This is a genomic window from Chitinibacter sp. S2-10 (assembly GCF_046530675.1).
Classification (GTDB): domain Bacteria; phylum Pseudomonadota; class Gammaproteobacteria; order Burkholderiales; family Chitinibacteraceae; genus Chitinibacter.
This window is the reverse complement of record NZ_CP172558.1, coordinates 2,791,503-2,806,708: the sequence shown is the minus strand read 5'-3', so window position 1 is coordinate 2,806,708 and position 15,206 is coordinate 2,791,503. Positions and strand designations below refer to the sequence as shown.

The 15,206-nt window shown below is 53.1% G+C and carries 13 protein-coding genes; all 13 read left to right on the top strand.

Annotation, left to right across the window (positions count from 1 at the left end; translation table 11 throughout):
• Positions 1-15 precede the first annotated feature (15 nt).
• The 13 genes from ACG2XO_RS13195 to hemE all read left to right on the top strand — a co-directional run bounded on the left by ACG2XO_RS13195 (position 16) and on the right by hemE (position 15,053).
• A complete protein-coding gene (locus tag ACG2XO_RS13195; protein WP_410498454.1) occupies positions 16-909 on the top strand; it encodes a LysR family transcriptional regulator ArgP in 894 nt (297 codons plus the stop codon).
• A gap of 321 nt (positions 910-1,230) precedes the next feature.
• Entirely contained in the window at positions 1,231-1,914 is a 684-nt protein-coding gene (locus tag ACG2XO_RS13190) for a TonB family protein (RefSeq protein WP_410498453.1), read from the top strand.
• 9 nt (positions 1,915-1,923) lie between these two features.
• Positions 1,924-2,619 (top strand): MotA/TolQ/ExbB proton channel family protein, encoded by a 696-nt coding sequence (locus ACG2XO_RS13185; protein ID WP_410498452.1) that lies wholly within the window; start codon positions 1,924-1,926, stop codon positions 2,617-2,619.
• The gene (locus tag ACG2XO_RS13180) at positions 2,606-3,061 is read left to right on the top strand and encodes a biopolymer transporter ExbD (RefSeq protein ID WP_410498451.1); all 456 of its coding nucleotides are present in this window, start codon (positions 2,606-2,608) and stop codon (positions 3,059-3,061) included. The genes ACG2XO_RS13185 and ACG2XO_RS13180 overlap by 14 nt, the downstream gene beginning before the upstream one ends.
• A gap of 187 nt (positions 3,062-3,248) precedes the next feature.
• Complete coding sequence (locus tag ACG2XO_RS13175; RefSeq protein WP_410498450.1) at positions 3,249-5,504, top strand: TonB-dependent receptor; 2,256 nt, start codon at positions 3,249-3,251, stop codon at positions 5,502-5,504.
• Between the two features lie 94 nt (positions 5,505-5,598).
• Positions 5,599-6,279 carry a Fe2+-dependent dioxygenase gene (locus ACG2XO_RS13170; RefSeq protein ID WP_410498449.1) on the top strand — a complete coding sequence of 227 codons (681 nt, stop codon included), beginning with the start codon at positions 5,599-5,601 and terminating at the stop codon, positions 6,277-6,279.
• 37 nt (positions 6,280-6,316) lie between these two features.
• Complete coding sequence (locus tag ACG2XO_RS13165) at positions 6,317-7,624, top strand: hemolysin family protein (protein ID WP_410498448.1); 1,308 nt, start codon at positions 6,317-6,319, stop codon at positions 7,622-7,624.
• Between the two features lie 164 nt (positions 7,625-7,788).
• A complete protein-coding gene (upp, locus tag ACG2XO_RS13160) occupies positions 7,789-8,421 on the top strand; it encodes a uracil phosphoribosyltransferase (RefSeq protein WP_410498447.1) in 633 nt (210 codons plus the stop codon).
• A 24-nt stretch (positions 8,422-8,445) separates the two neighbouring features.
• Complete coding sequence (locus tag ACG2XO_RS13155; RefSeq protein WP_410498446.1) at positions 8,446-9,684, top strand: uracil-xanthine permease family protein; 1,239 nt, start codon at positions 8,446-8,448, stop codon at positions 9,682-9,684.
• A gap of 194 nt (positions 9,685-9,878) precedes the next feature.
• Complete coding sequence (locus tag ACG2XO_RS13150) at positions 9,879-11,564, top strand: glutamine--tRNA ligase/YqeY domain fusion protein (protein ID WP_410498445.1); 1,686 nt, start codon at positions 9,879-9,881, stop codon at positions 11,562-11,564.
• 72 nt (positions 11,565-11,636) lie between these two features.
• On the top strand, positions 11,637-12,095 hold the full coding sequence (locus ACG2XO_RS13145) for a hypothetical protein (protein ID WP_410498444.1): 459 nt from the start codon (positions 11,637-11,639) through the stop codon (positions 12,093-12,095).
• A gap of 67 nt (positions 12,096-12,162) precedes the next feature.
• Positions 12,163-13,881, top strand: coding sequence for an ABC transporter ATP-binding protein/permease (locus tag ACG2XO_RS13140; RefSeq protein ID WP_410498443.1), 1,719 nt, complete (start codon positions 12,163-12,165; stop codon positions 13,879-13,881).
• A gap of 104 nt (positions 13,882-13,985) precedes the next feature.
• Entirely contained in the window at positions 13,986-15,053 is a 1,068-nt protein-coding gene (gene hemE, locus ACG2XO_RS13135; protein WP_410498442.1) for a uroporphyrinogen decarboxylase, read from the top strand.
• Positions 15,054-15,206: the final 153 nt, after the last annotated feature.

The window sequence follows — 15,206 nt, the reverse complement described above, 5'->3', positions numbered from 1 at the left end:
TTTAATTTGTAGCCTATGCAATTCGATCATAAACACGCCGAAGCTTTGCTGGCAGTCATTGATAGCGGCAGTTTCGAGCAGGCAGCGCTTGATCTGCATCTGACCGCGTCTGCGGTATCGCAACGCGTGCGCCAGCTTGAAACTCAACTGGGAAAGCCGCTGTTGGTGCGCTCGCGCCCATGTCGTGCGACGCTGGCCGGGCAACAGCTATTGCAATACCTGCGCCGTGCCCGCGTACTTGAGCAAGATTTTCTGACCGGCTTTAATGGCGAAGCTGCTGCTCCGCTAACGATTCCGCTGGCGGTTAATGCCGATACGCTCAGTACCTGGCTGCTGCCGGCGCTCAGCGATTTTCTGATCAGTGAAAATGTGTTGATCAGCTTGACTGTTGACGATCAGGATCATACCCATGCGCTGATGCAGCAGGGGCAGGCGCTGGCCTGTGTGTCAGCCGAGCCGCATGCAATGCAAGGTTGTGTGGCACACGAGCTGGGTATTTTGCGTTACCGGATGCTGGCTTCGCCCCAGTTTTATTCACGTTACTTTGCCGATGGATTTAAGCGCGAGGCGGTCCGCTTGGCGCCGGTGATGGTTTTTAACCGCAAGGACGCCTTGCAGGCGAGCTTTTTGCAGCAACAATTCGGTTTGCGCATTGGTGCTTACCCCGAACACCATGTCCCGGCGAGCGAGCCTTATCTGCAATCGATACTGCTGGGTCTGGGCTATGGCATGGTGCCACATTTGCAAGCCGACGCGCTCATCGCCCGCGGCGAGTTGATTGACCTTGCGCCGCAACACCCGACCGATGTCCGGCTATACTGGCATCACTGGAAAGTGCAGTCGCCCAAGCTTGAGCGCCTGTCACGTCGGTTGGTTGAAGCGGCACGTTCGGCGTTGCTACAGTATTAGTGGAGGGTATATTAATGTAGGCTAATTATTAATTGGCTTTCATTGATATACCCTTTGTATATTTCTGATTCGGTAGCACTTCAGCAAACCCTCATTTGGCCATTCCTGCGGCACGCTGTGTACCCTTCAAGCAAAGCCGGAAACCAGCTGCAATGCTGGTTTGAACTGCACCTGGATATCGGTTTTGCCTTTAGGTAATCAGGTGTCTGTTTGGCTTTGTTTCTTCCGCCGCTAAGTTTGTCGGTATGGATCGCGATAAGTTATCGAGAATTATTCTCAAATGCTATTGCAAATGAGAACGTATATCGTTAATATGCGCGAATGATTCTCGATAACAAAACAATTCTCGCCGGTGTCTTCGTCCTTCACGTTGCACTGATTTATCAGTTCAGCCAGCAGCGCATCAGCGCGCCCGCCGAGCCGATTTTCTTGCAAGCCGTTCCGTTGGCGATGGGCGAAGTGGCGCCTGAGCCAAAGCCGCAAGCGACGAAACCTTTAGCGAAAATCCGGCAAAAAATTCAAAAAGCGCGTCAGAACGTTCGCGAGCGAATAGCCTCGACCAAGCGGGTGCAGCAGACAGCCACACCTGAGCGCAGCGCAACGATGGAAGTCGCTGCCAGCGCCCAAAACAACGAGTCTGACAAAGCCAAATCATCAAATCCGGAGTCAGGGAACGCAGCCGGACAGCAAGGGCAGAGCAAACAGGTCGAGCTGGCCGTGAGCGAGCCGAGTTTTCAAGCCAGTTATCTGAGCAACCCCAAGCCGCCATATCCACCGACTTCACTCGCCCTGGGTGAGCAGGGCAAGGTTTTGCTCCGGGTTGTGGTAAATCCGGCCGGTTTGCCGGAAAAAATCGAGATTTTCAAAAGCAGTGGTTTTGCCCGGCTTGATGCCGTGGCGCAAAGCACCGTGCAACGCTGGCGCTTTGTACCAGCCAAGCGGGGTGATGAAGCAGTTTCAGGGTCGGTGATTGTGCCGCTTAATTTTTCAATCAAAAACGCGTAGGTGCTGGTAATGGATTTGTCTTTGGTTCTGCAGTCGGGTGACCCCGTGTTGCAATCGGTTTTTGGTCTGCTGATGCTGATGTCAGTCGTGAGCTGGGTGGTCATTATTGCGCGCTCGCGTTTGCTGTGGGTGATCAAGCGTCATCAGCAAAAATTCATGGCTTCGTTCTGGGAAGCCAAGGACTGGCACGAAGCGCTGGGGCTGGCGCAGCAACATCAGGCACCGGCCGCTGCACTGGCGCGCTCTGGTGCCGAGAGTTTACGGCATTACCGCACGCATGAAGGCGGCGGCCTCGGCAAGGCAGTGTCGCTTGATGATTATCTGGTTCGCAATTTGCGCACTCGCTTGAGTCAGGAAAGTGCCAAGATGGAACGCGGCTTGACCTGGCTGGCAACAACGGGGTCGGTGGCACCCTTTATTGGTCTGTTCGGCACTGTGTGGGGGATTTATCACGCGCTGGTCGGCATTGCGACGACGGGTAGTGCCTCGCTCTCGACGGTAGCCGCGCCCATCGGCGAGGCGCTGGTTGCTACGGCAGCGGGTCTGGCCGTCGCGATTCCTGCGGTCATTGCCTACAACGCATTCATTCGCAGTAATCGCCGATTTGCGCAGGAACTCGACGGATTTACCCATGATCTGCACGCCGGTTTGCTGGTTGAAGGCCTGATGGGAACAGGTTCGGAGGTGAGCAATGGCGTTCGGTAGTTTTGGACAGCAAGACGCAGCGCCAATGGCGGAGATTAATACCACGCCACTGGTCGACGTGATGCTGGTGCTGCTGGTGGTGTTTATTGTTACTGCACCGGTGATGACGCATGCAGTGCGGGTCGAGTTACCGAAGGCCAGCGCAGCCGTCGTACAAAAAGTTGAAAAACCGGTGCGCTTGAGTCTGTTGGCCGACGGTACTTTGCTCGACGAGAGTGGCGACAGCAAAAGCGCAATCGCACCCGAAGCGCTTGATGCGCGCTTTGCAGCAGCATTTGCCGCCGATCCGCAGACCGAAGTGCATTTGTACGCCGACAAAACAGTGCAGTACGAACGGATCGCTCAGGCAATGGCTGCGGCGCAGCGCGCCGGGCTGACGAAAATCGGGTTGATGACCAGCGGGGACAGTAGTGAAACTGCTGCACCCGCAGTCAAGAAATAACGCGCTTGAATGGCGGGATTCAATGCTACTGGAAGGTCAATGTGAGCGAAGACAAACAACAACGCAGTGGGTTTGCGTTCTCCGGCGTCATAAATGACAGATTAACTCTCCAGTAGCGGGTTAATCCCGCTATTTTTTTGCCCAAATTTTGGATCATTTTTTAACAAGAAGTCAAAAAGGTAGGACCATGCGAGAGATTCACAAAAAGAAAACCGGTGTTCGTCACCTGGCTAAATACCCGGCGGCAGCCGCTTTGTTTGGCGTGGTTGCTGGCTCGGTACAGGCAGAGGACGCCGTGTTGCCTGCGGTTGAAGTGACTGCCACCGCCGCAAGTAAAAACGGTACTGCCGATACGTATAAGGCGCCAACCGTTTCTGTAGGCCGCATGCAGCAAGATACCCGTGATGTTCCGCAGTCGATTACCAGTATCACGCAAGAAGTGATGATGGATCAGGATGCCAATACGCTCAAAGAAGCTTTGCGCAATGCGGTTGGCGTGACCTTTAACGCTGCCGAAGGTGGCTCAAGCGGTGATGGCGTCCGGATTCGCGGCTTTGGCGCATCGAACGACCTTTACCTCGATAATTTCCGTGACTCGGCACAATACAACCGTGATACCTTCAATATTGATACGGTCGAAGTGTTGCGCGGCCCGGCATCGATGCTGTATGGCCGTGGTTCGACGGGTGGCGTGATCAATCAGGTTAGCAAACAGCCGTTTCTGGGCGAATTGAACCAGTTGTCGGCCACTGTGGGAACCGATGCGTTCTATCGCGCCGAAGCCGACCTGAACAAGGCATTGAACGAAACTTCAGCGATCCGCGTCGCGATCATGGGCCAAAATGCCGACAGTTTCCGCGAAGGTGCGGAGATGAATCGTTGGGGCGTTGCGCCAAGTATTAAGTGGGGCATCGGCGGCCCGACTGAAGTGACGCTCTCTTATCTGCATTACGAAGAAAACAACGTGCCTGATTACGGTGTTCCTTACTATCGCAAGGACAAGGAAAACACCAGCAGCAAGAATGATTCGATTTATGGCAATGATGAGCCAATTGATCGCGTTAAAACTTTCTATGGTTTGAAAGACTTTGATAGCGAGAAGACCAATACCGACGTACTGACGCTCAATGTCCAGCATCAAATTGCACCGAATATGCTGATCAAAAACAGCACCCGCTACGGCCAGTACGACCTGGATTTGCGCGCCAGCGCACCAAGCTTGCAGTTTGCCAGCAACACCGAAGCCTTGAGCGACGAGACTCAAGTCAACCGTGGCCGCAAATTGCGTGAACGCAAGCAGGACATTCTGTCAAATGTGACTGATTTGCTGTGGGATTTTGAAACCGGCACGGTGCGCCACAATGTGCTGGCCGGGATTGAGCTGACGCGTGAAACGCTGCAAAGCACTGGCCGCTTGCAACTGGATACGACCGGCACGGTGCCACCAGGCAGTAACGGTCTGGCTGGGTGTAAATTGCCAAGCACGACGGTGGGCAACCCGAATATCTCCGGTGTGCCTGACAACTGTTCTGCACCAGTACGCACCGTTCTGGCTGATTCGACTGCCGACACACTGGCTTTCTATGCGCAGGACATGATCGAACTGAACCCGCAATGGAAAGTCTTGCTCGGCGCGCGTTATGACCGCTTCAAAGCCAGCACCGACAACACCTCATACACACAAGCCGCAGCGGCCGATGATGTCAGCCGTACCGACAATGTCTGGAGCTGGCGTACTGGTGTGATTTACCAGCCGGACCAGGTTCAATCGTATTACATTTCTTACGGCACATCGTTCAACCCGTCGGCTGAAGCCTATTCAACCGATCCAAAAGGCGCTTTGACCGATCCGGAAGAAAACCGCAATTACGAAATTGGCGCGAAATGGACCTTGCTCGAAGGCGATCTGGCTTTGCGTACTGCGATTTTCCGTACCGAAAAAACCAACGAGCGCCAAACCGATATCGAACCGGGCGTCGTCAAACCGTATCTGATGTCGGGTAAACGCCATACTAACGGGATCGAACTCGAAGGTGCTGGTCGCCTGAGCGATAAATGGCAGATTTTTGCTGGTGTCGCTTTGATGGATCCGGTGATTGACGAAGTCGCCAATCCTGAACGCAAGGAAGAAGAAGGCCGTACCGTTGATAATGCGCCAAAATATACCGGCAATCTGTGGACGACCTACCAGATCGACGGCAACTGGAAAGTCGGTGGCGGCGCGAATATCATGGGCAAGCGCTATACCGATCTTTCCAATACCGTCAATCTGCCCGGTTTTGTTCGCTGGGATGCGATGGTTGAATGGCAGCAACGCGACGTTTCGGTGCAATTGAACGTCTACAACCTGTTTGATACCGATCACTATGATGGCCTGTACCGTGGCTTTGCCATTCCTGGCGTAAAACGTTCTGCCCGCATGACGGTAGGGTATAAGTTTTAAGTCTAATTAAATAGAGAGCTGTAGCTCAATACATGGCCGGGTATGATCCCGGCCATCTGCATTTGTTTGATACATATTCAATAAAGGACGATTCATGCTGATCCATATTCCTCAGGTTCTTGACCGTACGAGCGTTGCGCAATGCCGCGCCAGATTGGATCGCGCCGGTTGGCTCGATGGCCGGATTACTGCCGGTAGCCAGTCGGCCAAAGTGAAGCACAATGAACAGCTTCCCAATGATGACCGCGAAGCCGTTGCCGTGCGACAGGTGATTCTGGCCGCGCTCGACAAGAACGAATTATTTTTTTCTGCCGCCTTGCCCAAACGGATTTTCCCGCCACTGTTTAATCGCTACGGTGAAGGAATGGATTTTGGCAATCACGTCGACAACGCGATGCGCCGCATCACCGAAACCGGCGAATGGGTACGTTCGGATCTGTCGGCGACGCTGTTTTTCTCTGATCCGGATGAATACGACGGTGGTGAGCTGGTGATCGAAGATACTTTCGGCCTGCACGAAGTCAAGCTCGCAGCCGGCGACATGATTCTGTATCCGTCAAGCAGCCTGCACCGCGTCGAGCCGATCACGCGCGGCACGCGTCTCGCTTCATTTATGTGGATGCAAAGCATGATCAAAGACGTCGGCGAGCGCGGTCTGCTGTTCGATCTTGACACCGCAATCCGCCAGATTCGCAGCGAGCTGGGTGATACGCCGAGCGCCGTGCAGCTGACCGGCGTTTATCATAATCTGCTGCGCAAATGGGGCGAAATTTGAGGCACAATAGGCGGCTCTGAAATACACAAGAAAAATCATGGAAGTATTGATTCTGCTCGGCTTGATCCTGCTTAACGGTGTGTTTGCCATGTCCGAGATTGCGCTGGTGACTGCGCGCAAGGCGCGGCTGGCCAAAATGGCCGACGATGGCAATGCCGGTGCTGCGGTCGCGCTGGAGCTGGGTAGCGATCCGACCCGCTTTATGTCGACGGTGCAAATCGGGATTACTTCGATTGGTGTTTTAAGCGGGATCGTCGGTGAATCTGTGCTCGCAGCACCGTTTGCCGACTGGCTGATGACTTTTGGCTTGCCAGAAAATCTGAGTGATACCAGTGCAACCGTCTGTGTCGTCGTTTCGGTGACTTATTTCTCGATTGTGCTCGGCGAGCTGGTTCCCAAGCGGCTGGGGCAAATCAACCCGGAAGCAATCGCCACGCTGGTTGCGCGACCTTTGCAATTACTGGCTTTGCTGACTCGCCCCTTTGTACGACTGCTGAGTTTTTCGACCAGCACCACGCTGAAAATGCTGGGTGCCAATCAGAATGCGGCACAAAGCGTGACTCAGGATGAAATCGACGCGATGCTGATCGAAGGCTCCGAAGCCGGTTTGATTGAAGAACACGAACACACGATGGTACGCAATGTACTGCGGCTGGACGACCGGATGGTCACGTCCTTGATGGTGCCACGTGGCGATATGGTGTATCTCGATCTGGCCGACCCGATCGAAGAAAATCTTGCCCGCGTTGCGCAAGCTGATTATTCGCGTTTTCCGGTGTGTCGTGACGGGTTGGAAAATCTGCTCGGTGTTTTAAGCACCAAGGCGATTCTGAAAAAAGTATTGAAAGGTGAAAATGTTGATTTTGCCGAACAGCTGCAAGCTTGTGTATTTGTACCGGAAACGCTGACCGGGCTGGAGTTGCTCGAGCAAATGCGCTCGTCCGGTGTCGAAATGGTTTTTCTGGTCGATGAATACGGCGAAGTGCAAGGTCTGGTGACTTTGCAGGATGTGCTTGAAGTATTAACCGGCGAATTCACGCCGCAAAATATTGAGGACGCCTGGGCGGTGCAGCGCGCCGATGGCTCATGGTTGCTCGACGGACTGATTCCGATTCCTGAGCTCAAAGACAAGCTCGATTTAAGTACTGTTCCTGATGAAGACAAAAACAGCTACCACACGCTCAGCGGCATGGTGATGTTGCTGCTCGGCCGTATGCCGCGCACTGGCGATATTACGCAGTGGGAAAACTGGTCGCTTGAAGTCGTCGATATGGACGGACATCGTATCGATAAGATTTTGGCGAGTGAGCATATTCCGGCTGATCATGTAGCAAAAAATGGTTGATCGCGTAAACCACCGCAACGGTGGTTTTTTTTCGCCTAAGCTGAGCGAGTGCGGCTGCAGTTCGAATTTGATCTGGGGCAAACTGCCCGCAAGCACAGGATTTTCCTCAATAGCGGATTAGTCGTAAGCATCTACAATGGCGTCATTAAAAAGAGGATAAAAATATGCAAATTACCGTCGTTAATCACCCCTTGGTTCAGCACAAACTCGCGCTATTGCGTGCTGCCGATGTCTCGACCAATAAATTTCGCTTGCTAACCGAAGAGTTGGCGCGCTTGCTGGCTTACGAAGCAACGCGCGATTTGCCGCTGGAAGATGTCACGATCCAGGGCTGGTGCGGTGATGTTCAGGTGAAACAAATCAAGGGCAAAAAACTGACCGTCGTGCCGATTTTGCGTGCGGGTTTGGGCATGCTCAATGGCGTACTCGATCTGGTGCCGTCGGCCAAAATCAGCGTGGTTGGCTTGGCTCGCGACGAAGAAACCTTGCAACCGGTACCTTATTTCGAAAAATTTGTTGGCAATCTGGATGATCGCCTCGCGCTGATTATCGACCCGATGCTGGCCACGGGTGGCTCGCTGGTGGCGACGGTGGATATGTTGAAAAGGAATGGCTGCAAGGACATCAAGGCAGTCGTGATGGTCGCCGCGCCCGAGGGTGTCAAATTAATGAACGAAAAACACCCCGACGTACAGATCGTTGCCGCCTCGCTTGATTCGCATTTGAACGAGCATGGCTACATCATTCCGGGTCTGGGTGATGCGGGCGACAAGATTTTCGGAACGATTCATAAATAATCAAATAAGCGGAAGGGTGACGCAATGTTTTCTCAGGCAAAACAATTCATTTCCGGCGCGCAGATTCTGTTTGTCGCCTTTGGCGCGCTGGTGCTGGTGCCCTTGCTGACGGGCTTAAATCCAGCGATGGCACTGCTTGGCGCGGGCGTTGGTACTTTGATGTTTCAGCTGATTACCAAACGCCAAGTGCCGATTTTCCTCGGCTCTTCGTTTGCTTTTATCGGACCTATCATTTTTGCGATGCAAACCTGGGGTCAGGCCGCGACGCAATTCGGGCTGTTTTTTGCTGGGTTTATGTATTTCATCATCGCCGGTTTGATCCGCTGGCGCGGGATGGGTTTTATCCATAAATTGCTGCCGCCAGTCGTGATCGGCCCGGTGATTATGGTGATTGGCCTGTCGGTGGCGGTGGCCGCTTCCGGCATGGCGATGGGGCAGGGCGGCGGTAAGCAGCTGGTGCCGTATGGCGTGTCGCTGTTGCTGGCGACGATTTCGCTGGCGACAACGATCATCGTGTCGGTATTTGCCGGTGGCATGTTGCGCCTCGTGCCGATTTTGTCGGGCGTGGTCGCGGGCTATATCGCGGCGGTGTTTTTAGGCGTGGTTGATTTGTCGGGTATTGCCAATGCGCCTTGGTTTGCCATGCCGCATTTTGTGATACCTGAAGTGAACTGGGCGGCGGCGCTGTTTATGTTGCCAGTGGCGATTGCGCCAACGATCGAGCACATCGGCGGCGTGATGGCGCTGGGCAAAGTGACGGGTAAAGACTACACGGTGAATCCCGGTCTGCATCGCACCTTGGGCGGTGATGGCATGGGCGTGTGTTTTGCCGGCCTGATCGGTGGCCCTCCGATTACGACGTATGCCGAAGTGACCGGCGCGCTGATGATTACGCGCAATTTCAATCCGGTGATCATGACTTATGCGGCGATTCTGGCGGTGATTCTGGCCTTCTTTGGCAAATTTAACGCGATCTTGGTCTCGATTCCGATGCCGGTGATGGGCGGGATTATGGTCTTGCTGTTTGGTACGATTGCGTCGATTGGCTTGAAAACGCTGATCGACAGCAAGGTGGATCTGATGTTGCCACGCAATCTGGTGATTGTGTCGGTGGTGCTCACCTGCGGGATTGGTGGTCTGATGGTGCAAGTGGGTAATTTCAATCTGGTCGGCGTCGGTCTGGTGAGCGTGCTGGCGATTGTGCTGAATTTGTTATTACCCAATACGCCGCACGAAGCAGTCGAGCCTGCGGTTGATTTGTAATCTTAGGGTATTGCTCTGTAGATATTATTATATTAATTTACAGCGCAATACCCGTACGGGTATCCAATGGCGAGTCTGGCTCGCCATTTTTTATTTGCCTTGAATCCCACGCGATTCAGCCAAGACAGCACGCGAAGCCGTCGGGTTTGGTAGAATCAGTTCCCTTTAGTTAATTTCATCGCCTGACGAGTGTTATGAGCCAAGAAAACGCAGTTGCCCCGACCAGTAATTTTGTCCGTCAAATCATTGATGCCGATCTGGCTAGCGGTAAACATCAGGCAGTCCAGACGCGCTTTCCTCCGGAGCCCAATGGCTATCTGCATATCGGCCACGCCAAATCGATTTGTCTGAATTTCGGCATTGCCGCTGATTATCAAGGTCGCTGCAATCTGCGCATGGACGACACCAATCCGGAAAAAGAAGAAGACGAATACGCCGCGGCGATTGAAGCGGATGTGCGCTGGCTGGGTTTTGAATGGAATGGCGATGTGCGCCATACCTCGGATTATTTCGATCAACTTCACGGCTTTGCGATTGAATTGATCACTGCAGGCAAAGCCTTTGTTTGCGATTTGAATGCTGAAGAAATGCGTGACTACCGTGGCGACTTTCAAAAGCCGGGCCGTAACAGCCCGTACCGTGATCGCTCGGTTGAAGAAAACCTCGATTTATTCGAGCGGATGAAAAACGGCGAGTTTGCCGACGGCAGCAAAACGTTGCGGCTGAAAATTGATATGGGCTCGCCGAATTTGAACCTGCGCGACCCGGTGTTTTACCGCATCAAGCGCGCAACGCACATCAAAACCGGCGATAAATGGTGCATCTACCCGATGTACGATTATTCGCACTGTATTTCCGACGCGCTCGAGGGCATTACGCATAGCCTGTGTACACTGGAATTTGAAGACCACCGCCCGCTGTACGACTGGGTGCTCGACAACATCACGATCCCGTGTCACCCACAACAGATCGAGTTTTCACGCCTTGAGCTGCTGTATTCGATTACGTCAAAACGCAAGCTGAATCAGCTTGTGACCGAAGGTCTGGTCAGCGGATGGGATGACCCGCGTTTGACGACAATCAGCGGCATGCGTCGCCGTGGCTATAGCCCAGCGGGTATTCGCCTGTTTGCGCAGCGCATTGGCGTGAGTAAAGGCGAGAACATCATCGACTTTTCAATTCTGGAAGGTGCGGTGCGTGAAACGTTGGAAACTGAAAGCCCACGTGTGATTGCGGTGCTCAATCCAATTAAAGTGACGCTGACCAATTTTGAAGCCGGTGTCACTGGCAGCCGCAGCGCGCCGTTTCATCCACATCACGAAGAAATGGGTGAGCGCGAGATTCCTATTTCGCCAACGCTGTGGATTGAGCGTGATGACTTTGCTGAAGAACCACCGAAAGGCTGGCAACGTCTGACCTTGGGCGGCGAAGTGCGCCTGCGTTACTCCTACGTGATCAAGTGCGATGAAGTCATCAAAGACGCCAACGGCGAAGTGATTGAGCTCAAATGCTCGATTGATCCGAAAACGCTGGGTCAAAACCCGGAAGGCCGCAAAGTCAAAGGCGTGATCCACTGGATTTCAGCCGAGCACGCGATTGAAGCCGAAGTGCGACTTTACGAGCGTCTGTTCACCGAGCCGCGCCCCGATGCGATTCGTGGTGAAGATGGCCAATACGTCGATTTCAAACAATTCATTAACCCTGAATCATTGAAAACGATCACGGCCTATGTCGAGCCTTGCGTGCGCGATGCCGCGCCAGAAATGCGCTATCAATTCGAGCGTTTGGGCTACTTTGTGACTGATCGCCATGATCACAAGGCAGGTGGCAAACCGGTGTTTAACCGGACTGTCACGCTGAAAGACAGTTGGGCGAAGTGATGGTGGGCGCACCTTGCGCCGAATGCAAATCGTGTGTCAATAGACCCTAAATCGTCAAATTGGATATATAAGATGAAAACAAAATTAGCAGTATGCAGTGCCGCTATTCTGATGTTCTCTGTCGCCTCAATGACGTTTGCTGAAGGTGAATCAGCATCCGATGCGCAGACCAATACGACCAGCGAAACGCAACAAGCCAAACCCGAAATCATCATTGCCAAAGGCAAAGCAGGGCAAACGCCGGTGCAGCTCGTGTATGACTATCTGGCCGAACGGGTGAGCGATGAATACGGGATTGGCGAATATCGGCAGCTTTCAATTAGCCAAAAAACGCTCAAAGCTGAAGATTACAAAAATATCGCGCTGGAACTGCAGCAGTCAGGTCTTGCCGATGATGCGATTACGAAACAGCGTTTCCAGTTTGCGCTGGGCTTTAATGATGAAACCGGCGTATGGCAGATCAAATCGGTGAAGCAGGATTGGCAATGTCGTCGCCATACCAAAAAATGGACGCAAAGACCCTGTCAGTGAATGTGATTTATTTTGAAAACGAGTGCCCAGCACTCGTTTTTTCTCATTCTGTTAAGGTGAAAAACGCATGTCGATCAAAGAAAAAGCACCCACAGTCCGTCATTTGTTCGCCAATTTCTGGCGCATCGCCAAGCCCTACTGGGTTTCCGAAGACAAATACCGCGCCTGGGGCTTGCTGGCGCTGATTATCAGTCTGTCGCTCGGGCTGGTGTATATGAATGTCCAGTTCAATAGCTGGTATAACGATTTTTACAATACGCTGCAAAACCTCGATGCCAAAGGCTTTAAGGCTGCGCTGATCAAGTTTGGCTATCTGGCTTTTGCCTATATCGTGATTGCTGTTTACGCGATCTGGTTTCAGCAAATGCTCGAAATTCGCTGGCGTCGTTGGGCAACGATTCATTTCACGCAGCGCTGGCTCTCCGACAATAATTTCTATCGCCTGCAACTGACCGACAAGGCGACGGACAACCCCGATCAGCGTATTGCCGAAGATGTCGGGCAATTTGTTTCGATCTCTTTGTCGCTCTCGCTGGGCTTGCTGCGTTCGGTCGTTACGCTGGTATCGTTTATCGGCATTTTGTGGACGCTCTCTGGCCCATTGAAATTCATGCTTGGCGGCTCTGAAATCAACATCCCCGGCTATATGGTCTGGGCTGCGATTATTTATGCGTTGATCGGTACCGGTATCACTATTTTGCTCGGTCGCCCACTGGTCGGGCTGAACTTCATGCAGCAACGCTATGAAGCCGATTTCCGTTTCGGTCTGGTTCGCGTGCGTGAAAATGCCGAATCGATTGCACTGTATAACGGCAGCAAGGACGAACAGGAGCGCTTGGGCAATCGATTTGTGAATGTGGTCAGTAATTTCTGGTCGCTGATGCGGATGAACAAACGCCTGACGTGGTTCACGTCGTTCTGGGGGCAGTTGGCGATTATTTTCCCGCTAATCGTTGCCGCACCGCGCTTTTTTGCCAAGGAAATTCCACTCGGCGGGCTGATGCAGATTAACTCGGCTTTTGGCCAGGTTTATGGCGCACTCGACTTTATTATTGGCAGTTTCAGCACATTGGCGAACTGGAAAGCCGTCATCGACCGTTTGAGCACTTTCGAGACCAGTGTCGCAGCTGCGCAGGCCTTGCCGCGTATTACACCGACGCCGATTGCCGAAGGTTTGCAGCTCGATCGCCTGTCGGTCAGCAAGCCTGATGGCGAAGTTTTGCTCTCTGATCTTGCGATGCAGCTTAAAGCGGGTGACACACTGCTGATTCGTGGCAAATCGGGCGCCGGTAAATCGACCTTGTTACGTGCCATCGCGGGTATATGGCCGTATGCCCAAGGTGGTATTGGCATGGCGGGCAATACCCAGTCATTATTCCTGTCGCAAAAACCGTATATGCCGCTGGGCTCATTGCGCGCTGCGCTGTTTTACCCGCAGGATGTAGGTCACGACGACGAGTTGATCAGCCAATTGATGGCAATGGCAGGCCTGTCGCATTTGCTACCGCGCCTTGATGAGATTGACGCCTGGTCGCATGTATTGAGTCTGGGCGAGCAGCAGCGTATCGCCTTGCTACGTGCGATTCTGGTCAAACCGGACTTTTTGTTTATGGACGAATCAACGTCTGCGCTCGACGCCGATGGCGAAGCAACGCTGTACGCCGCGGTGCGCGATGCGATGAAAGACGGCGTGATGATCAGCGTCGGCCATCGTGTTGGACTGACCGAATATCACAAACAGGTACTTGACTGCCAGGGGCAGGGCAAGTGGGCACTCAACCGTTAAATTATACAAACCACAGAGACACAGAGGCACAGAGAACAAGCGTTTGAGCTCACTCTGTGCCTTTGTGCCTCTGTGGTGGATTTTATTTTTGTGGATTTCTAGACATGTTAAAAAACGACACCTTCCTGCGCGCGCTGCTGCGTGAGCCTGTTGAATACACGCCAGTGTGGATGATGCGTCAGGCCGGGCGCTACCTGCCTGAATACTGCGCGACACGCAAAAATGCCGGTTCGTTTTTGCAGCTTTGCAAAAATACCGAGCTGGCGACCGAAGTGACGCTGCAACCGCTCGATCGTTTCCCGCTCGACGCGGCGATTCTGTTTTCCGATATTCTGACTGTGCCCGATGCAATGGGCTTGGGTCTGTATTTTGCCGAAGGCGAAGGCCCGAAATTTGAGCGTACGGTGCGCACCGAAGAGGATGTGGCCAAATTGTTCGTGCCTGACGTCGGCACCGAGCTGAAATATGTCACCGACGCGGTGAGCTCGATTCGCAAGGCTTTGGATAATCGCGTTCCGCTGATTGGTTTTTCTGGCAGCCCGTACACGCTGGCCTGCTATATGATCGAAGGCGGCAGCTCAAGCGATTATCGCAATATCAAAACCATGATGTATGCGCGGCCAGACCTGCTGCACCGTATCCTGGAGGTCAATACCCTCACAGTCATCGATTATCTAAATGCACAAATCGAAGCGGGGGCGCAAGCGGTGCAGATTTTCGATAGCTGGGGTGGCTCGCTGCCGTTTGGCAAATACCAGGAATTCTCGCTGCAGTATATGACGCGGATTGTTGCTGGCCTGAAGCGCGAAAACGACGGTCGCAAAGTGCCGGTGATTGTGTTTACCAAGGGCGGTGGGCAGTGGCTGGAAGACATCGCAGCGAGCGGTTGCGACGCGATTGGTTTGGATTGGACGACCGATATTGGCGAAGCGCGTCGCCGCGTTGGAGACAAGGTTGCGCTGCAAGGCAATTTTGATCCGGTTGCGCTGTTTGCGCCGCCGCAGGCGATTGAGGCCGAGGTGAAACGGATTCTCGATAGTTACGACAGTGTCGGTGCGGCGAAGACCGGGCATGTGTTCAATCTGGGGCATGGTATTTCGCAATACACCAACCCTGATCATGCTGCGGCGCTGGTTGCTGCCGTTCATCGTTTTTCGGCTAAGAAATCATAATTCTTACAGATGGCTTTTGTTTTGTAATGTGATTAAAAATCATTGACTTGTGCGCTGTTCTTGAAGTGTTGGACTGCAAATGATTGTCAAGTTATACACATTGAGCGTAAAGCCATTTTTATCTTGTCAATAGGGTGTGAAAATATAGTTTCA